15 protein-coding genes and 5 pseudogenes are annotated in these 17,989 nt (G+C 68.9%); 9 read left to right on the top strand and 11 right to left on the bottom strand.

The genetic code is table 11. The features are described 5' to 3' along the window. Positions 1–262: 262 nt before the first annotated feature. The 7 genes from PYR72_RS03575 to PYR72_RS03545 form a co-directional block, all read right to left on the bottom strand. Complete coding sequence (locus tag PYR72_RS03575; protein WP_275453821.1) at positions 263–1,309, bottom strand: aldo/keto reductase; 1,047 nt, start codon at positions 1,307–1,309, stop codon at positions 263–265. Further along, positions 1,306–2,067 carry an SDR family oxidoreductase gene (locus PYR72_RS03570; RefSeq protein ID WP_275453820.1) on the bottom strand — a complete coding sequence of 254 codons (762 nt, stop codon included), beginning with the start codon at positions 2,065–2,067 and terminating at the stop codon, positions 1,306–1,308. Before PYR72_RS03570 ends, PYR72_RS03575 begins: the two co-directional genes overlap by 4 nt. Positions 2,068–2,217: 150 nt before the next feature. After that, positions 2,218–3,069: a fumarylacetoacetate hydrolase family protein gene (locus tag PYR72_RS03565; protein ID WP_275453819.1), complete on the bottom strand. Its 852-nt coding sequence runs from the start codon at positions 3,067–3,069 to the stop codon at positions 2,218–2,220. 260 nt (positions 3,070–3,329) lie between these two features. Then, on the bottom strand, positions 3,330–4,016 hold the full coding sequence (locus tag PYR72_RS03560; protein WP_275453818.1) for a GntR family transcriptional regulator: 687 nt from the start codon (positions 4,014–4,016) through the stop codon (positions 3,330–3,332). A 138-nt stretch (positions 4,017–4,154) separates the two neighbouring features. Then, entirely contained in the window at positions 4,155–5,018 is an 864-nt protein-coding gene (locus tag PYR72_RS03555; RefSeq protein ID WP_275460325.1) for a carbohydrate ABC transporter permease, read from the bottom strand. A 99-nt stretch (positions 5,019–5,117) separates the two neighbouring features. Beyond that, positions 5,118–6,038: a sugar ABC transporter permease gene (locus PYR72_RS03550; RefSeq protein WP_275453817.1), complete on the bottom strand. Its 921-nt coding sequence runs from the start codon at positions 6,036–6,038 to the stop codon at positions 5,118–5,120. 4 nt (positions 6,039–6,042) lie between these two features. Further along, positions 6,043–7,368, bottom strand: coding sequence for an ABC transporter substrate-binding protein (locus PYR72_RS03545; protein WP_275453816.1), 1,326 nt, complete (start codon positions 7,366–7,368; stop codon positions 6,043–6,045). Positions 7,369–7,595: 227 nt separating this feature from the next. On the opposite strand from PYR72_RS03545, the gene PYR72_RS03540 reads away from it, so the two are divergent. Beyond that, positions 7,596–8,672 carry an enolase C-terminal domain-like protein gene (locus PYR72_RS03540; RefSeq protein ID WP_275453815.1) on the top strand — a complete coding sequence of 359 codons (1,077 nt, stop codon included), beginning with the start codon at positions 7,596–7,598 and terminating at the stop codon, positions 8,670–8,672. 220 nt (positions 8,673–8,892) lie between these two features. On the opposite strand, the pseudogene PYR72_RS03535 reads toward PYR72_RS03540, so the two are convergent. Then, a pseudogene (locus tag PYR72_RS03535) lies at positions 8,893–9,186 on the bottom strand (IS110 family transposase); the annotation flags it as partial. Between the two features lie 18 nt (positions 9,187–9,204). Here PYR72_RS03535 and PYR72_RS03530 point away from each other — a divergent pair. After that, a complete protein-coding gene (locus PYR72_RS03530; protein WP_275460676.1) occupies positions 9,205–9,360 on the top strand; it encodes a hypothetical protein in 156 nt (51 codons plus the stop codon). Here PYR72_RS03530 and PYR72_RS03525 read toward each other — a convergent pair. Further along, positions 9,322–10,698, bottom strand: a pseudogene (locus PYR72_RS03525) (IS30 family transposase). The gene PYR72_RS03530 and the pseudogene PYR72_RS03525 sit on opposite strands and share 39 nt — an antisense overlap. On the opposite strand from PYR72_RS03525, the gene PYR72_RS03520 reads away from it, so the two are divergent. After that, entirely contained in the window at positions 10,604–11,059 is a 456-nt protein-coding gene (locus PYR72_RS03520) for an integrase core domain-containing protein (RefSeq protein ID WP_275453814.1), read from the top strand. The pseudogene PYR72_RS03525 and the gene PYR72_RS03520 overlap by 95 nt on opposite strands. On the opposite strand, the gene PYR72_RS03515 is transcribed toward PYR72_RS03520, so the two are convergent. Next, positions 11,043–12,026, bottom strand: coding sequence for an IS4 family transposase (locus PYR72_RS03515; protein ID WP_275460324.1), 984 nt, complete (start codon positions 12,024–12,026; stop codon positions 11,043–11,045). The genes PYR72_RS03520 and PYR72_RS03515 overlap by 17 nt on opposite strands. Positions 12,027–12,093: 67 nt before the next feature. Between PYR72_RS03515 and PYR72_RS03510 the strand changes: the two are divergent. The 6 genes and pseudogenes from PYR72_RS03510 to PYR72_RS03485 all read left to right on the top strand — a co-directional run. Next, a pseudogene (locus PYR72_RS03510) lies at positions 12,094–12,357 on the top strand (ISAzo13 family transposase); the annotation flags it as partial. A 102-nt stretch (positions 12,358–12,459) separates the two neighbouring features. Continuing rightward, positions 12,460–12,834, top strand: coding sequence for a transposase family protein (locus PYR72_RS03505; RefSeq protein WP_275453813.1), 375 nt, complete (start codon positions 12,460–12,462; stop codon positions 12,832–12,834). A gap of 183 nt (positions 12,835–13,017) precedes the next feature. Then, entirely contained in the window at positions 13,018–13,473 is a 456-nt protein-coding gene (locus tag PYR72_RS03500) for a hypothetical protein (RefSeq protein WP_275453812.1), read from the top strand. A gap of 194 nt (positions 13,474–13,667) precedes the next feature. Beyond that, positions 13,668–15,098: a VCBS repeat-containing protein gene (locus PYR72_RS03495; RefSeq protein WP_275453811.1), complete on the top strand. Its 1,431-nt coding sequence runs from the start codon at positions 13,668–13,670 to the stop codon at positions 15,096–15,098. Between the two features lie 45 nt (positions 15,099–15,143). Then, positions 15,144–15,863, top strand: a pseudogene (locus PYR72_RS03490) (IS6 family transposase). A 196-nt stretch (positions 15,864–16,059) separates the two neighbouring features. Beyond that, positions 16,060–16,380, top strand: a pseudogene (locus PYR72_RS03485) (ISAzo13 family transposase); the annotation flags it as partial. Positions 16,381–17,028: 648 nt separating this feature from the next. Here the strand turns inward: PYR72_RS03485 and PYR72_RS03480 are convergent. Next, positions 17,029–17,751 (bottom strand): DUF4142 domain-containing protein, encoded by a 723-nt coding sequence (locus PYR72_RS03480; protein WP_275453810.1) that lies wholly within the window; start codon positions 17,749–17,751, stop codon positions 17,029–17,031. Positions 17,752–17,989 lie beyond the last annotated feature (238 nt).

Raw genomic sequence — 17,989 nt, 5'->3', positions numbered from 1 at the left:
GACCGGGTGACCGGGTCCGGCCTCGGCCCGTCCGGGGCCGGACCCGCCCGCGTGGGTTCAGCCCCGAGGCCCTGCCCCGGGGCTGAGCCCACGGAGCGGTACCTCCCGCGCCGCGCGCCGAGTGGACCCGGAGCGCGGGAGGACGCCACTGCTCGCCGGGGCGCGGGTCCTTTCGTGGGGTCCGGTGGCGTCGCTTCCGCGGCGGTGCGGTGCGGTGCGGTGGGCGCTGCGTCGGCGGGCGAGTCCGGGCCCGAGCAGCCCCCTACGGGTCTCGGAGGCTGCCCCGATGGTCACCCGGCGGGCGTCTGTCGGCGTCCCCGCAGGGCACCGGTACGTCGGCTGCGAGCAGGCCGACGGCGCGCAGCTCGTGCCACAGGCCGTCGGGGACGGGGCGACGGAACTGCTCGACGGCGTCGAGGACCTCTGTCGCGTTCCGCAGTCCGATCAGCACCGCGGCGACCGCCGGATGCCCGAGGGGAAAGCGTGCGGCGGCGGCCCGGAGCGGTACGCCGTGCCGTTCACAGATCTCCTGCAGGCGCAGTGCGCGCCGGAGCATCGCCTCGGGGACGGGGGCGTAGTCGTAGGTGACTTCGGGGCCGGGGGCGGCCAGCAGGCCGGAGTTGAAGACTCCGGCCACCACGACGGAGGTGCCGTGCCGGTGGGCCTCCGGCAGGAGGTCCGCCAGGCCGCGCTGGTCGATCAACGAGTAGCGGCCCGCCAGCAGCACGACGTCGATGTCGGTCTCGCGGACGAAGCGGGTGGGGACAGCTGTCTGGTTCATACCGATGCCGATGGCGCGCACCAGGCCCTCGGCGCGCAGCCGCTCCAGGGCCGGGTACGCCTCGGTGAGCGCCTGCTCGGCGTGGTCGTCGGGGTCGTGCAGGTAGACGGTGTCCACATGATCCAGGCCGAGCCGTTCCAGGCTGGCCTCAAGGCATCGCCGTACGCCGTCGGCGCTGAAGTCCCAGACCCGCCGGTGGGTCGCGGGGACCGCGAAACCGTTGTCGAGGTCGTCGCCGACCGGGCCGGGCACGGGTTCCAGGAGGCGGCCGACCTTGGTGGAGACGGTGTACTCGTGTCGAGGTCTGTCACGGAGCGCGGCGCCGAGGCGACGCTCCGACAGCCCGAGACCGTAGTGCGGTGCGGTGTCGAAACTACGGATGCCCGACTCCCAGGCGGCGGCGAGGGTGTCGGCTGCCTCGTCGTCGCTGACCGGAGTGAAGAGGTTGCCGATGCCGGCGGCACCGAAGGACAGTTCACCGACCCAGGTCGTGCCGCGACCGACGCGCTGTCGCCCTGGAAGCGTCATGACGGCCCTTGCCGTTCGGGGTCGGCGGGTAGCCGCAGTCCCGCCATACCCCCGTCGACGGCCAGTGCGGCGCCGGTGACCGAGGCGGCGGCGGGACTCGCCAGGTAGGCGATGGCGGCGGCGACTTCGCGGGCGGAAACCAGGCGTCCGGTGGGCTGGCGGGCGTTCAGGGCGGCACGTTCCGCCACAGGATCGTCCGCCGAGTCGACGAGACGGCCGACCCACGGGGTGTCGACGGTACCGGGATGCACACAGTTGACCCGGACGCCCTCGCGCACATGGTCGGCCGCCATCGCCAGGGTGAGCGAGAGCACCGCCCCCTTGCTCGCCGAGTACAGGGCGCGCCGGGGCAGACCGGCGGTGGCGGCGATGGAGCAGACGTTGACGACGGCCGCGTGTCGCGAACGGCGCAGATGGGGCAGCGCGGCACGGGTCGTGCGGACGACGCCCAGCACGTTGACGTCCAGGATCCGGTGCCACTGTTCGTCCGGGTTGTCCTCCACGGTGCCGGTCGCGCCGGCCCCCGCGTTGTTGACCAGGATGTCGAGACCGCCCAGGGCCGTCGTCGCGGCCTCTACCGCGGCACGTACGGAGGCGTCGTCGCCCACGTCGGCCCGGAACCCGTGGACGGCGTCGGCCGGGTCGAGGTCGAGCACGGCGACGGTGGCACCGCGTCCGGTGAGTTCCTCGGCCGTGGCCCGCCCGATTCCGGAGGCTCCGCCGGTGACGATCGCCCGCAGTCCATCGAGATCGGTCATGACGGATCCGCCCGGCCGGTCATGATGACACCTGCCGTGGCATGCGCGTTCCGGTCCGTATCGACGCGCGAGAGGGTGTCGGGAGCGGCGGAGCAACGGGTGCCGCCTGTGTCGGCGGTCGGGGTGGAGGCATTCACGGAGCCACCTTTCTCATGCCTGGGCGAAGGTCTGGCGCTGGGCTCCGAGGCCGTCGATCGACAGTTCGACCACGTCTCCGGCGCGTAGGAACGGGGTGCCGGGCAGCCCGAGGGCGACGCCGGCCGGGGTGCCGGTGTTGATGACGTCGCCGGGTTCCAGGACCATGTACTGGCTCAGGTACCAGACGATGTGCGCCACGTCGAAGATCATGTTCTTGGTGCTGCCGGTCTGGCGCGGCTCTCCGTTGACGGTCAGCCGCAGTTCCAGGCTCTGGGGGTCGGTGATCTCGTCGGCGGTGACGAGCCAGGGGCCGAGTGGGTTGAAGGTCTCGCACGACTTGCCGAGGTCCCACTGGGCCGAGTACTCCAGCTGGAACTCGCGTTCGGAGACGTCGTGGCTGATCGCGTACCCGGCGATGACGCTCGCGGAGTCGTCGGGCGAGTCCAGATAGCGGGCTCGTCGGCCGATCACGACGGCCAGCTCCACCTCCCAGTCGGTCCTGACCGAGTTGCGTGGGATCAGGACCCGGTCGAAGGGGCCGACCACGGTGTACGGGTCCTTCATGAACACCACCGGACGAGGAGGAATCGGCAGGCCGGTCTCCTCGGCGTGGTCCCGATAGTTCAGTCCGATGCAGATGACCTTGCCCGGCCGAGCGATCGGGGCACCGGTCCGCAGCCCGGTGATGTCGATCTCGGGCAGGGCGCGCGCTGCCAGGGCTCGGCGCGTCCGGCCCGCTCCGTCGGCGGCGAGGAAGGCCGCGTCGATGTCGTCCGTCAGCGCGGTGAGGGAGTAGGTCCGACCGTCTGCCGCCGTGACGACGGGTATCTCTTCGCCGGGCGGGCCGACGCGCTGCAGTTTCACGGGTGTCTCCAGGCGATGGGGTGGCGGGGCCGCGTGTGCGGAGCGGCCCCGGGGGTGGACGGTTCAGGTGTGTGGGACGAGTGGCCCGAGGGATCCGCCCCGCCCGGCGGGGCACCGCGCGCGGAAGGTCCGGTGGGGCCGTCGGCGCTTCGGACGTCGACTCGATCGCCGAAGCGGGGCGCCGACGGGTGCGCGCTCGCGATCCGTGGACTCCGGCGGACCGGTCGTCCGGGAGTCGGCTTCCCGGAGCGACGCCGGACTCAGGGAGCGATGGAGGCGCGGATCCGCTCCAGTGCCGCCCGGAGATGAGCCGTCATCGCGGCCTCGGCCGCTTCGGCGTCACCCCGGACGATCGCGTCGGTGATGGCACGGTGTTCCGTCCACGCCAGTGCCGTGGCGCCTGCTTGATGGTAGGCGTGGAACTGTCGGAGTTTGGGGGCGAGTCTGCCCAGGACGTCCCCCAGGACCACGTTGCCCGACGCGTCGGCGACCACACGGTGGAAGCCCAGGTCCTGGTCGGACACACTGCTGTACCCGTGGTAGGACGCCACGTCGGCGTCTGAAGGGGGTGGGCCGCACATCGCGTCCAGCCGCCCGATCTGTTCGGTGGTGCCATGCGTGGCCGCCAGTCCGGCCGCCCAGGGTTCCAACCGGAGCCGGAGGGCGTAGAGGCTCTCCAGCGTGGCGCGATCCAGCAGGTCGCCCACCACATAGCCCTGACGCGGCCGCTTGGCCACCAGGCCCTCGGCCTCCAGCAGGGAGAGCGCCTCGCGCACCGGTGTGGGCGAGACCCCGAACCGCTGGGCGAGGTCGGCGACGAGCAGCCTGTCGCCGGGAAGGAGTTCCTGCTCCAGCAGCACGCGGCGGAGGGAGTCGGTGACCTCGTCCGCCACGCGAGGCCTGCGTGAGATCAGCTCGCTGTCGCGCTGGTTGACCGGGTGCGTCATGAACTCTTCGCTCTTCTGGGTCCTGTGGGCCACGCCTGGGGTGAGGCGCGACTCGTCGCGACCACACTAGATACGGAATTCGGAATTTCCAAGGGGGGCGCGTGCGGCTCCCGATAGTCGTTCCGCGGCTTCGGGCGGTCATTCCTTCGAGGCTCCCGCGAGCATGCCGGAGACCAGGGAGCGCTGGGAGAAGAGGAAGACCAGCAGCACGGGAAGGACCGTGACGAGGGCGGCGAGCGCCAGTTCGGGGCGGCCCATCCCGCTGGCGGCGGCCGGATAGACGATCTGGGAGGAGGCCAGCAGGTTGCTCAGTCCCACCTGGGCCGGGTACTGCGAGCTGGACGGCAGCATCATGAACGGGAGGAAGAAGTTGTTCCAGCTGCCGACGAAGCTGAAGAAACCCACCAGTGCGATCACAGGCCGGGCCAGCGGCAGCGCGATCCGGGTGAACACCTGCCACTCGCTGCACCCGTCCATGCGGGCCGCGGCGAGGACATCCGCCGGGATCGTGGACGAGAAGTAGATGTAGGTGAGATAGACCCCGAACGGGAAGAACGAGAGCGGCAGCAGGACCGACCAGATGGTCCCGGTCAGATGGACCGCGTTGACCTCCAGGTAGATCGGCAGGACGAGGACCGACGCCGGCATGATCATCACGATCAGAGTGACCGTGAGCAGCAGCTTGCGGCCGACGAACCCGGTCAGCGCGAGCGCGTAGCCGGCGGGCACCGAGGTGGCCAGGGTCAGGGCCAGCGCGCCGAACGAGTAGACGACGGAGTTCTTGATCCAGGTGAGGATCGCCCCGTCCTCGTAGCCGAACAGCTTGTTCCAGGTGCGGGTCAGACCGTCCAGGGAACCCGGCGCGAAGGGGTTGTCGGCGATGATCTGGGCATCGCTCTTGGTGGGAGCGAGCACCAGCCACACGATGGGCACGGCGAAGAACAGGACAAAACCGGCGGAGCAGAGCCACCACAGACCGCGAGCCGCCGCGGCGCGCGCCATGATCCGGCGGCCGGGAGTCTCCCGGCGGGCGGTGGGCGCCGCGCCCACGGTCTCGGCCGTGTCGCGGGCGGGTGGGGAGTCGACGACGGACACGGGGCATCAGTCCCTCTCGAACAGGCCGCCGCGGAAGACCACCGCAGCCGCGGCGATCACGCCGATGAGCAGCAGGTCCACTGACAGGGCGGCGGCGCCGTTGAAGTCGTTGGCCTGGAAGGCGTACTGGACGGTGAGCTGGTTGAGCGACCAGGAGTCGGAGACCATGCGCTGGCTCGCGGTGGTGACGAGCTGCGGCTCGACGAACAGTTGGGTGCCGCCCGCGAAGGCCAGGATGACCATGTAGGTGATCCATTTCCGCAGCATCGGCAGCTGGATCCGCAGGGTGGTCTGCAGCACGCTCGCGCCGTCCACGCGGGCGGCCTCCAGGAGTTCGGACGGGATGTTGTTCAGGGCCCCGTACATGACGATGATCCAGCCGCCTGCACCGGTCCAGAAGGCGATGACCGTGAACACCACCGGCAGGTGATCCGGCAGGATGACCTCGGGCAGGGATTCCTGGCCCATGGCTCGCAGGAGGAAGCCGGCCGGACTTACGGCCGGGTCGAGCATGATCAGCCACAGCACCACACTGGCCGCGCCGGCCAGGGCCCCCGGTATGTAGTAGACGAACCGCAGTACCTTGCCGGTGCGGGGCATCCGCCCGTGCAGCATCAGGGCGGCGGCCAGGACCAGGACGGTCAGCGAGACCAGCCAGATGGCGACGTACAGCATCACGTTGCCCAGTGCTGCGGCGAAGCGGTAGTCGGTGAACGTACGGGTGAAGTTGCCGAGGCCGACGAGCTGGCCGCGGGAGTTCGAAAGAGCCAGCCAGATCGCGTACGCGGCGGGCAGGATGCCGAACGCGATCAGCAGCACGGTGTACCCGCTGACGAAGAGGTAGCCGGCTCGCTGGGATAGACCCGGGCGGGGGCCGGACGCCCGCCCGCCTCGGGATCGGCGGGCGGGGTCGGTTGCCAGTCGCATGGCGTCACTTCACCTTGTATCCGAGCGACGTGGCCTTGTCGGTGATCGCCTTCTGCAGGTCGGGCAGCAGGGAGGTGATCGTCGCGCCCTGGGTCACCTTCGACAGGACGGTCGACTTGTAGAGCTCGGTCACGTTGAACTCCGTGGTGTCGGTCCAGCCGGGCCAGATCTGTCCGGACGCCTGCCCGAAGGCGGGGGCCACATCACCGGCGAAGTACGAGGTGTTCTTCGGGTTGACCAGCCAGGCCTTGGCGGCCTCCGCGTACGCGGGGAAGCCCGGGTTGACCACCTGGACGGAGTTGTCCGTCGTCAGCCACTTGACCAGGTCGGCCGAGCCCTTGAGGTTCCTGCTGTGGGAGGAGACGATCCACACACCGCCGCCGTAGTCGCCGGTGTAGGTCTGGTCGTCGTCGCTCCACTTCAGGGGGGCCGCGGCGGCCATCCGCTCGGCGGGGACCTTCAGCGGGCCGGCGAAGAGGTACTGGCCATACCACGTCGGGCCGGGCATCATCAGCACCTTGTCCGCCTTCTTCTTGGCGAACGAGGCGTCCCAGGGGCTCTCCGCCGTGAGCGAGCCCGCCTTCAGCAGCGCGTCCAGCATCTCGGTGGCCCGGGTGCACTTGGGGTCCGAGAGATCGACGTGGATCTCCTTGGGCCCGGTGAGCCCCTCGGCCGGGCACCGGCTGGGCCACAGATACGTGTTCGGGGCGACGTCGACGGAGCCGACCAGATAGCCAGGGTGCTCCTTGGCGACCTTCTCGCCCAGTTCCTGGTACTCCTCCCAGGTCGTAGGTACCTGGTAACCCCACTTGTCCATGAGCTTCTTGTCGTACCAGAGCAGTGTCGGGGCGACGTCGTTGCGCAGGCAGCGGATCGTGCCGCCGGACGTGCACGGGTCGAGTGCGCCCTTGGAGAAGCCGGAGAGGGTGTCCTTGGACAGCAGGCCCTTGTCGAGCGGGGCGGCGTAGGGCTGGTCGCCGGTGGCCGTCCAGGAAGCCGAGGTGAGGGACGTCGAGAACACGACGTCAGGCCAGCCGCTGCCGGAGCGGTCGAACAGCTGGATCTTGGTACGCAGATCGGTGTCCTGGCCGCTGTAGGTGACAAGGTCGATCTTCACGTCGGGATGCGCCTTGCGGTACGCCTCCACCGCCGGCTGGCGGGTCGAGTCGGCCCAGACGGTCAGCGTGCTGCCGGGCGCCTGCTTGACCGGCTTGAACGCGGCGCCGTCGGGGGCCGCCGACGGGACAGGGGGTGTGGCGTCTCCGCACGCGGCGGCGGACAGGGCGAGCGCCGTGACAAGTACGGCGACGCTGAGCGGGGTTCTTCTCAAGGGTGACCTCGCAGAGAGGGAAGGGCGGTCGGCTCTGGTGGGGGTGTGTCGGCCCGAGGCCCGAGACGACGTCTCGCGGCCGGGACGCGGCGGAGGAGAGGCCGTGTCCTTGGGGGGATTGACGCAAGGGAAGCACGACATCTACCGTCCGACAAGAGATTTGAGATCTGAGATTTGAAATCCGGATCTGGAGTCACCTCACCCGCCTCGCCGAAAGGACCCGCACCGTGCGTATCACCAGCATCGATGTCCACCTCGCAGACCCGAAGGACGTCGGACCCCAGTTCAGATGGCGAGACGGCCTGCCCGGCTCGGAGCGCGTCAACACCACCGGCTACCTCGTGATCGGCACCGACGAAGGCATCAGCGGCATCGCGCCGGTCGCCCGCGGTGCGATCCTGGCCGACATCGTGAACCGCCGGCTGCGCGAGGAACTGCTCGGTGCCGATGCCTTGATGCGGGAGTTCCTGTGGCACCGGGTGTGGGAACTCGACCGGATCGAGGAGATGCCCATCTACGTGCTCGGCGCCGTCGACATCGCCCTGTGGGACATCGCCGCCCAGGCCGCCGGACTGCCCCTGTACCGGCTGCTGGGCGGCTTCCGCGATGCCGTGCCCGCCTATGCCTCCACTGTCACGTTCGACAGCGTCGAGCAGTACCTGCACGTGGCCGACCAGTGCCTCGAACTCGGCTATCCGGCCATCAAGCTGCACGCCTGGGGCGATGCGCGCCGAGATGCCCGACTGGTGACCGCCCTGCGTGAACACGTCGGCGACGACGTCCCGCTGATGTACGACGGCTCGGCCGGCTTCGACCTCGCCGACGCCGTCTACCTCGGCCGCGCCCTCGACGACGCCGGGTACCTCTGGTACGAGGAGCCGATGCGCGAGTTCAACGTCACCGCGCACAAGTGGCTCGGCGAGCGGGTGCGCACCCCGCTGCTGGTCGGCGAGTGCTCGGACGGTGCGCACATGAACACCGCGGACTTCATCGCGTCGGGCTGTGCCACCATGGTCCGCACCAGCTGGCACCTGCGCGGCGGCATCACGGGCGCCCTGCGTACCGCCCACCTCGCCGAGGCCTTCCATCTGCGGGCCGAGGTCCACAGCCCGGGCCCGATCAGCGCTCATCTCGGTGTGGCCATCGCGAACAACACGTACTACGAGTCGCTGATCGACACCGACCCCGTGCGGCGGGAACCCGCGGTGGGCCCGGACGGTCTGGTCCGGCCGCCCCAGGTCGCAGGCATCGGCTACGACGAGAAGGTGTTGCAGACGTGCGGCCTGCCCGCGCGCGGCCTGTAGCGCCGGGCCGGGGGCGGTCCGCGGGGGCCGGGAGCGCGGGTGCCGTCGGGCGGGCGGGGCGGAGTGGGCCGTGTCCTGTCCACACGACGAGGGGCAGACGGTGCCCGGTGGTTCGAGGGCCCTTATGACTTTGGTCAAGGGGTGCTCGGGTTGGTGGTTGGCAGAAGGCGCCGTCGCGGAGCATTGCGAAGAGCACGTCGGCTCGGCGTCGGGCGAGTCAGAGGATGGCCTGGGTGTGGTGCTTGCCCTGGGTGATCTTCTTGTCGTAGGAGGTGCGGGAGGCCGGGTCGGCCAGTGCGGTGAACGCGGAGAGGGAGAAGGCTCGCTTGAGCTGCTTGTTTCCTCTCCGTGAAGGCTGCTCGCCACGGATGGACGACCCGGAGCATCGGGTCGCCGGGGCGGGGCCTGCGTAGGTGGTGAGATGGGCGGCGGACGGGAACGAGGTGCCGTCGCCAACGTCGATGAGGATGCGGGCGCCGGTCCTGACGCCGATGCCGGGCATGGACGTCAGGACCGCGAGGTCTGGTTTGCCATGTTCTCCGACGGTTTGCTCGCATGCGCGGCGCTTGTTCTTCACCGGGACGCCGGGGACCCGGTGATCAGCGTGGACACCAAGAAGAAGGAGCTGATCGGCGAGTACAAGGCGGATTCAACCGGTCGTCGCAACACCGGCTTCTTGTATCGATAGTAGGTGCTCGTTCAAGGCTTCAGCAGGCGTCTTCCAACCGAGCGTTTTCCGGGGCCTGCTGTTGAGGGTGTGTGCCACGGCCTGGAGCTCCTCGGGTGACCACCTGGCCAGGTCAGTGCCCTTGGGAAAGTACTGGCGGAGCAGCCCGTTGGTGTTCTCGTTCGTCCCTCACTGCCAGGGGCTGTGCGGGTCCGCGAAGTAAACCGCGACGCCTGTGTCTAGCCTGAACTGGGCGTGCTGGGACAGCTCCTTGCCACGGTCCCAGGTCAGCGACCGCCGGAGTTGCTCGGGAAGCGTGGTGATCACCGGCGTGAGTGCCTTGTTCATCGACTGCGCGCCATAGCCGGCCAGGGCAGGTCCGTTCTTGGTTCGCGGGATGGTGCCGTAGCCCTCCTCGCGAGGCAGGTGGACCAACATGGTGAACCGGGTGGTCCGCTCGACCAGCGTGCCGATCGCCGACCGCTGCAGCCCGATGATCAGGTCCCCCTCCCAGTGCCCGGGGACGGCACGGTCTTCGGCCTCGGCCGGACGCTCGCTGATCATCACCTCGGGCGAGACGTGGGCCCAGGCTTTGCGTCGGCTGCGGGCTCGCGGGACACGCAGGGCTCGCCCGGTGCGCAGGCATGCGACCAGCTCGCGTTTGAGCGCGCCGCGGCTCTCGACGTAGAGAGCCTGGTAGATCGCTTCGTGCGAGATTCGCATCGACTCGTCCTCGGGGAAGTCGACCTTCAGTCGGTGAGAGATCTGCTCCGGGCTCCAGGCCAGCATCCACTTGCGGTCCTGACGATGGGGTTTGTTGCGGCCCTTCCAACGCTCCGTCTCCGGTCCCTGCGCCAGGGTCCCGTCCGGGCGGCGGACCTGCCCGGACAACCTCTCCTGCACGTACTTGCGCAGCCGTTGATGCGTGACGAGCTTCGCTTCCTTCGGACGCAGCGCCAGCAGGTCCGCTTTCCACTGCGCGACCGAGGCCCGGTAGTCCAGCTTGCCCCCGCGGGTCGCCGCGTTGCGACGAAGCTCGCGGGAGATCGTCGAGGGAGCACGGCCCAACCGGCGCCCGATCTCACGGACTCCGGCTCCTTGTGCTCGCAGCAGGGCTATTTCTTCACGCTCATGAAACGACAGGTACCGCCCCGCGAGCGGAGCAAGATCAAACGACGGCATGCCCCCACGCTGCCGGAACCACCGGGTGCCGGCTGCCGAGGACACACCGACCACAGCAGCGGCCTCCTCGCTCAGGAGCCCCTTGGCGATCTCACGCCAGAACTCGCGCTCGATCTCCCGCCTCAACGACGGCGCCCCCGGCGACTTCATCGGCGACCTGCCTGTCAGCGCCTTCATCCACCCTGCCGGCCTGCCCATCACACCTCCGTATTTGGGGGTGTTGCGACGACCGGTTGAATCCGCCCAGTACGGCTCCCGGGCCTTCGCCGGCCTCTGCGACCAACTCGGGGTCACCCGGTCGATGGGTGCCATCGGCACCAGCGCCGACAACGCGGCCTGCGAAAGCTTCCACGCGTCCCTCAAACGCGAGACCCTCCGGGGTGCCCACGACTACGGCGACGCCGACACCTGCCGCAGGACCGTCTTCGCCTGGCTGACCCGCTACAACACCCGCCGCCGGCACTCCGCCAACGGCCACCTCAGCCCCAACGAATACGAACACCGACACCACACCGCTAAACTCACGCTCGCCGCGTGATCAATAACCGCGTGCCCACCTTCACGGGGGAAGGCCCGATCTGCCGGTACGAAGCCTCCACCTCCCACCTTTCGTGATAGAGGTGCGCTAACTCGGCGGCAGGATAGGCGACCGTGTCGAACAGGTCAGTCAGCAGCCGGATCACCTCGCCGCCGTCCACCTGGTACTCGATCACGCGAACCAGCACACCGCCCGGATGTGCCCCCTTCTGCCCGGCAAGATTCATCCTGGCCAGATAGGTGCCGTCGGGCAGACGCCGCACCGGCCGGCGAGCGACGCAGGACCGCGCCCGCAACAGCAGGTGCGCATCGGCACCGGTATATGCCTTCCACAACTCCACGCCGGGAAAGCCACGGTCCATGATGACGAGCATTCCGGCGGCCGAGGCGGCCATCGCGTCGTCCAGGTCGCGCTCGCCACCATTGAACCCGCCCACCCGCGCGTCGATGGCCGTATGGGTGCCGGTCTCGGTCAGCGTCACGACCCGGATCTGGGGGAACCCTCCGGGTTTGCCACACCATCCCTTCGGCCCGCCAAAAGCGCGGCGGTTGGCTTCGTTGTCCGGTACGTCCAGCAGGAACCCGTCCACCGCTGCGAGACGCATCCCCCGGTAGAAGGACCCCGCCAGCTCCGCGGGAGCCACCGGTCCGGCCAGGCGGTGGAACAACATCCGCAGCACATCAGGACCCAACCGTTCTCGAGCCCGGGTGAACGATGCCCTGTTCGGGATGTGCTCGCTCAACTCCGGGACACCGCCGACCAGATGCTCCGCCACATCGTCGTAGGAGTCCTGGTGGAACAGCGCCAGGGCAAGTGAGGAATAGACCATGAAGCGGGCGGGCAGCGCACCCGGCCTACGGTCGCGTTTACGACACTCCGCCAGGACCTCGTCCACCAGCTCCGACGTCACCCACCTCGTGACCACTCCCAGCCGCACTCGCTCCGATATCCCCGCCCATGGATGCATACCCAGCACGACGGCCCGACTGCCAACCCGTCACGGAACTGAATGAACCCTCAAACAACGGCATTGGCCGGGCACGTCGAAGTGGAACAAGATCGAACACCGGCTGTTCTCCCGCATCTCCATGAACCGGCGTGGCAGGCCCCTGACCAGCCATGAAGTCATGCTTCGGGCCATAGCCGCGACGACCAGTCGCACCGGTCTGACCGTGCATGCCGAACTCGACAGCGGTGAGTACCCCACCGGCATCCGGGTCAGCGACCAAGCCATCGCCGCCTTGCCGATCACACGCCACCGCTTCCACGGAGACTGGAACTACACCTTTCACCCCGCAGATCACCAACCAGGCCCAGTCCTTCCCCGGCAACGCGGATGGCCAGCCGAGAGCTCTCGCCCCCTCACGCTCCACGACCTACAGTGCCCCGAGCTGACCGGCATGTCCCGCAAGCAGCTCAGCGACCTGACCTACACCTTGATCCCCAGGTTGGAAGAGCGCCGCGAGCAGGTCCGCCACGCAGCCCGCGGCGGACCACGCCGCCTCGCCCGGGGCACCGGCCGCAAACCCACGCTCACCCCCGCCGAGCAGATCCTGGTCACCGTCCTCCACCTGCGGAAACACTCTCTTCAGGAGCTTCTCGGCCAGCTTTTCAACACTACCGCCATGACCATCAGCCGTGCAGTGAAAGAAGTCCGCCCGCTCCTGGAAGCCGACGGCGTCTGTCTCTCCGCCTCAACAGCCCGTTTCCGCACACCGGAAGACATCGCCAGATTCCTCGACCCCGATAAGACCAAGATCAAACCGACGTGTTGATTACCGGCAAGCCCCAAGCCCCCCGTCGGCCCTGATGGGCCGCAGACCGCGACGGCCAGCCGGTCCCGGCACGGCTGTGTGGACGCTCAGACAATCAAACTGTGGACCGAGCGCCAACGACACCCGCGAGGCCATCCGGCAGTCTCTCTCCCACCTGATCGTTTCGGCTGCGAGGAGCTCCTGATGGCCAAGATGAAAAACCGGATCGTCACCCTGCTGGCGGCGACCGCCGTGACGGTCGGCGTCTCCTTCGGCGCCGGCGCGGGCACCGCCGCGGCAGCGCCCCGGCTCACCTACACGACGAGCTGGTATCAGGACAACGATTCGGTCATCGTCTACCTCTACGCCGACGGCAACTACGCCGGATATGTGAACTGGAACTCGGACCCGGACAGCTTCGGCACCCCCGGAGACGCACTCCGGGCGCATGACGGCGGGGCCGACGGGTGGGGCGTCGAGGGGACCGTCATGAACGGCCAGGTCTACCGCGTGGCTTCGACGGCGGGCCACGCGTCCCCCTACACGACCCCGTGGCAGACCGGCAACATCACCGAGGGGCAACGGATGATGCTCAACGCGTGCCTGGTGAAGGGCTCCGAGGAGGTCTGCACCGGGTTCGACTTCTACGTCTACGCGTAGACGCGATCGCCCACCGGGGCGGGCGGGGGTGTGGCGGCGGGGAGCAGTGTGTCGCGGAGCGCGGCTTCCGCCGTGGCGGCTTCATGGAGCCGCTCGGTCCAGGTGCTGCGCGGCAGGCGATCGCCTGGCCTGCAGCTCCGCATCGGGATCTGGCCTCTACCGCCGTGTGACACCCGGGTGCGCACACTGGCGGCATGCACCGTCCGTATCTTCGCCTCGCAGCCGTCCTCTGCGCGGCTACCGTCGGCGCGGCCTGCTCGTCCGAGGAGACGCCAGGCGGGCCCGCCCCCGCCTGGCAGGACCAGGGCGATGTCAACCGCCGCGACTTCAACGGTGACGGCAAGGACGACGCCCTCGTCAACGGCCGGTACAAGCATCCGAAGAGCGGCGGCAAGTGGTGCAACAACCGCTTCGTCGCCCTCGCCTCGCCCTCCGGCCTCGACCCGGCGAAGGCCGTACGGCTCGCGCACCGCTGGGCGAAGCCTGATCCCCGGCTGACCTCCGCCCCCGCCTATCAGGACCGGTCGGCCCAGTTCACCGGAGACCTGGACGACGACGGCCATGTCGATGTCGTCGTCGACAACGTGTTGAGCAGCCCCAACGGAACATACACCACGAATCGGCGCATCGTCTGGGGCGGCTCCGACGACGCCGCCGGTGCCACCGTGCTTTCCCGTAGCATCGCGAGGCCCATCGGAACCGGAGATGTCGACGGGGACGGCGCGCTCGACCTCCTCACCCTCGACGAGGCAGTGAGCGACCACGGCCACCAGGGCAAGCGGCAGTACGCCACCGTCCTGCACGGCCCGTTCAACCGCTCCCACGCGACACCCCGCACCACCACCCGGATCGATGTCAGCCACGAGGGCTGGGTGCCCGTGGTATACACCGCGATCGGCGATTTCGACGGCGACGGCCATGACGATCTCGTGACGAAGGCGCAGTACGACGAGGAGGACGCCCGCTTCGAAGACGACGACATGCCGGAGGTCGACGGCAGCTCGTACTACCGCGGCACGGAGAAGGGCCTCAGCGAGGCGGCGCCCGTCCCCGGCATCAGGGCTGAGGACACCTCCTCCGGCGGGGAGCCGCTTGTCGCCGTCGATTTCAACGGCGACAAGCGCGCGGATCTGCTGACGGGGAACACCGGCGGAACGCATGTCGTCCACGGCAGCAAGCAGGGCCCTGGGCAGGGCCGCTCCACCACCGACCTCCACAGGCTCCACCTGTCCCGCGCCGTCACCGGGGACATCAACGGCGACGGCTACGCGGACCTGGCCACCGAGTCGCTCGGCGAGTACCGGCGCATCGGCCGGGTCTCGGTTCGGCTGGGCACCCCCGACGGCCTCACCACCGAAACGGATCGACCGGTACTCCATCGGCCTCGGTGGCAAGCCGACGCACTCCGGCGACAAGGACGAGTTCGGGTGGGATCTGGTGCTGTGCGATCTGGATGCGGACGGCCGGGACGAGCTGCTGATCGGCACGTTCGGCTTCAACACGCCCCGGAAAGAAGCCGGTTACTGGGTGCCGGCGGGCACGAAGGACGGTCCGTCGGTGACGGACCGCCGCTTCGTGAAGACGATGGACTTCGGCTCGTACAAGGGCACTGTCGCGATGGCTGACCCGTGGGATGATCTTCTGGTTGGTCAGCCTGGGAAAGGTCGTCCGTGGGGAGCGCGTCGCTGTCGTACAAGGGGCACCGGTACCCGGTCGAGGTCATCTCCCACTGTGTGTGGCTGTACCGCCGCTTCCCGCTCAGCTTCCGCGAGGTCGAGGAGCTCATGCTCGAGCGCGGCGTGACCGTCTCCTACGAGACGATCCGCCGCTGGTGCACCAAGTTCGGGCAGGCCTACTCAGGCGCGCTGCGCCGCAGGCAGCCCCGGCCCGGGGGCAAGTGGCACCTGGACGAGGTTTCATCAAGATCAGCGGGCGGTTGCACTATCTGTGGCGGACCGTCGACCAAAACGGCAACGTCCTGGACACCCTGACGCAGAACCGGCGGAACAGGGCTGCGGCCAGGCGCTTCTTCCGCAGGTTGATGAAGAGGACGGGCGCGGTGCCACGGGTGGGCGTCAGCGACAAGCTCCGCTCCTACAGCGCCGCCCACCGCGAGGTCATGCCCTGCGTCGAGCACCGCCAGTCGAAATACCTGAACAACCGGGCCGAGAACAGCCACCCAGCCGACCCGGCAGCCTGAACGGGCGATGAAGGGCTTCCGCTCCGTTGGCGCGGCCCGGCGGTTCCTGTCCGTTTCAGCGGTATCTCGCTCCACTTCCGGCCCCTGCCGCCATCTGATGCCCGCCCACGACTACCGAGCCGAGATGACCGTCCGCTTCGCCATCTGGGAGCTGATCACCGGCGTCGCCGGCCTTGCCACCGCGGCCTGAGCCCAGGTCCAGCTCCCAAACCCACCCTGCCCCGACGCGCCGTCCGGCAGTCACACAGCCAACAACGTGACATCGCCATGTGAAACGCCGAGCCACATCCCGGCCTACGACGCGTCACCGCCTACTGTGCACGAGCCCGTTAGGGCTCGCAGAGAATCAACGTGTTGCTTCCCGTGATGCGGCTCGTTGTCGTGATATGGGCGCCTCTGATGAGGTCCGTGGTCAACTCGCCGTGAAGTTCGGCGTGTTGTTCCCGCATCTGGACGAGAGGAAGCGGCGGCTGGTGATGGGGCCGAGGCCCGGATGCTGGGGCACGGCGGTATCCGGGCGGTCGCGAGGGCGGCCCAGGTCAGCGAGACAACGGTCCGCAAGGGTGTGGACGAGTTTGGAGGCCGGCGAGGACCCTCTGGGCCGGGTACGCAGGCCCGGTGGTAGCCGGAAGAAGGCCGTGGACCTTGATCCGGGTCTGCGGCCCGCGCTGCTGACCCTGGTGGAACCTGACGAGCGGGGCGATCCGAGGTGGGGGCGGATGCCCAGGCTGCGTCGACGACCGCGCGTGGCGGTAGTGGGACTGTCGTCGCACGTGAGGTCGGTCGTGTGAGATCCCGTGGGTCGGTCTGCCGTTCCTGGCCGATGGGGAGGCGGGACTGGCTGTCGCCGTCATCCTGTGTGCCCATCTGGTCGGGCCGGGCAGGCGTTTGTCGGGATCGGTGCGGTGCTCGGGCTGTGCCTCGAGTCGCAAGCGCCGTCGGCCACAGCCGGGCTGTGCTGGAGGCGCGGGGGCGAGTGGAGCCCATCGTGGTCACCGCGGTCGAGGCTGGGCCCGGCGCGAAACTCCGGAGCGGCCGTCACCTGTGCTCGGTGACCGGCCCGGAAGGGCCCCTCAATACGCGGATCTGGCGGGGCTGCGGCAGGACGACCCGGGTCGGCGACGCGGTGCAGTGGTGTACGACCCCGAAGGCCATGTTCCACCCCGTGGCATGGACCCCGAGGGGGAGCGCACGCGACGGAGCGGTGTCCCCGGCTCTGGCGCATGCCCTGATCACCGGTGGTGCGGTCGCGGTGGTGCGCTCCTTCCGGATGGGCCCTGTCGGTAACGACCGGGCCCCGGCCCCGTCCTGTCGGCGATGGAGAACGAGACGGGCGCAGTGGGTGCCCGACCTCCTCACTCTGACGACGGCGAAGGGGTAGGGGTCGGGGCCGCCGTCGGGGCGGCGGTCTGTACGTTCAGGTCCGGGCGCGGGGTGAGGACGACCATGAGGGCTCCCTGTTGGGGTACGGGCGGTGTGACCTGCTCGCTGGGGAGCTTCGGCGGGTTGGTCTGCTGGTAGTTGACCTGGTCGTGGTTGACCAGCCCGGTCTTCTTCAGCACGGTGATGTGGTCGAGTAAGGTGTCGTTGGCCAGGTCGGCCATCTGACGTACCAAGGTGTTGCGCGTGCTGGCGCGGATCTTGGCGATGGCGGGGAAGATCTGACCGTGCGTGACGCGCATGATGTGCACCGCGGTGGAGTCGAACTCCTTGCCCTGGGCAGCGTCGACGTTCGCGACGAATTGTTGCTGCTGAGGGCTCGCCTGGTTGTTGAGCGTGATGTTCAGCTCTGGAGCGATCCTGGGGCACATCTCATCGAGGCCAGCTTGCCCGACGAACAGATGTTCACCGGCCTCCTTCATCTCCGCTGTCGTACCGCGCTCCATGGCCATCTCGCCCAGCGGGTACTCCCACAGGCCGACGGAGCGCACCTTGATGACGAAGTCCCGGTCGGCCTCCGTCAGGGGGCCGTACTGGGTGTGGGCGATGATCCGCTCCGTGCCCGTGGCCGTCTTGTCGATTCCCAGCATGGCGGGGTAGGCGAGCGCGGCGACGATCAGCAGCAGACCGCCGCTCACGAAGATCGTTCCTATGTTTCTGATGCGGGCCTTGGCATCTCCTGAAAACGGGTGCGGCTGGGTCGCCAAGGGGTACGGAGGGGACGGGCGATTGAATCATTGCTCTGAGTAAAATTTGCAGTGTGCTCGATGAAGGCTTCGGCCCGCGGGCGTGTGGTCGGCTCTGACCTGCGGGAGGGCGTGGACATCCGACAGATGGAGCCCTTCGGTTCCATCGTTGTGGGCGGGGATCCCCGGG

This window comes from Streptomyces sp. VNUA24, assembly GCF_029167005.1.
Classification (GTDB): Bacteria; Actinomycetota; Actinomycetes; order Streptomycetales; family Streptomycetaceae; genus Streptomyces; species Streptomyces scabiei.
The sequence above is the reverse complement of the archived record's forward strand: the minus strand, read 5'-3'. Positions and strand labels throughout refer to the sequence as shown.

What these genes read in the sequence shown, in the direction of transcription:
- PYR72_RS03495 (WP_275453811.1), top strand. Translation starts at nt 13,668, where the DNA reads ATGCACCGTCCGTATCTTCGCCTCGCAGCCGTCCTCTGCGCGGCTACC.
- PYR72_RS03505 (WP_275453813.1), top strand. Translation starts at nt 12,460, where the DNA reads ATGTCCCGCAAGCAGCTCAGCGACCTGACCTACACCTTGATCCCCAGG.
- PYR72_RS03515 (WP_275460324.1), bottom strand. Translation starts at nt 12,026, where the DNA reads ATGCATCCATGGGCGGGGATATCGGAGCGAGTGCGGCTGGGAGTGGTC.
- PYR72_RS03500 (WP_275453812.1), top strand. Translation starts at nt 13,018, where the DNA reads ATGGCCAAGATGAAAAACCGGATCGTCACCCTGCTGGCGGCGACCGCC.
- PYR72_RS03560 (WP_275453818.1), bottom strand. Translation starts at nt 4,016, where the DNA reads ATGACGCACCCGGTCAACCAGCGCGACAGCGAGCTGATCTCACGCAGG.
- PYR72_RS03550 (WP_275453817.1), bottom strand. Translation starts at nt 6,038, where the DNA reads ATGCGACTGGCAACCGACCCCGCCCGCCGATCCCGAGGCGGGCGGGCG.
- PYR72_RS03570 (WP_275453820.1), bottom strand. Translation starts at nt 2,067, where the DNA reads ATGACCGATCTCGATGGACTGCGGGCGATCGTCACCGGCGGAGCCTCC.
- PYR72_RS03555 (WP_275460325.1), bottom strand. Translation starts at nt 5,018, where the DNA reads ATGGCGCGCGCCGCGGCGGCTCGCGGTCTGTGGTGGCTCTGCTCCGCC.
- PYR72_RS03530 (WP_275460676.1), top strand. Translation starts at nt 9,205, where the DNA reads ATGTTCTCCGACGGTTTGCTCGCATGCGCGGCGCTTGTTCTTCACCGG.
- PYR72_RS03575 (WP_275453821.1), bottom strand. Translation starts at nt 1,309, where the DNA reads ATGACGCTTCCAGGGCGACAGCGCGTCGGTCGCGGCACGACCTGGGTC.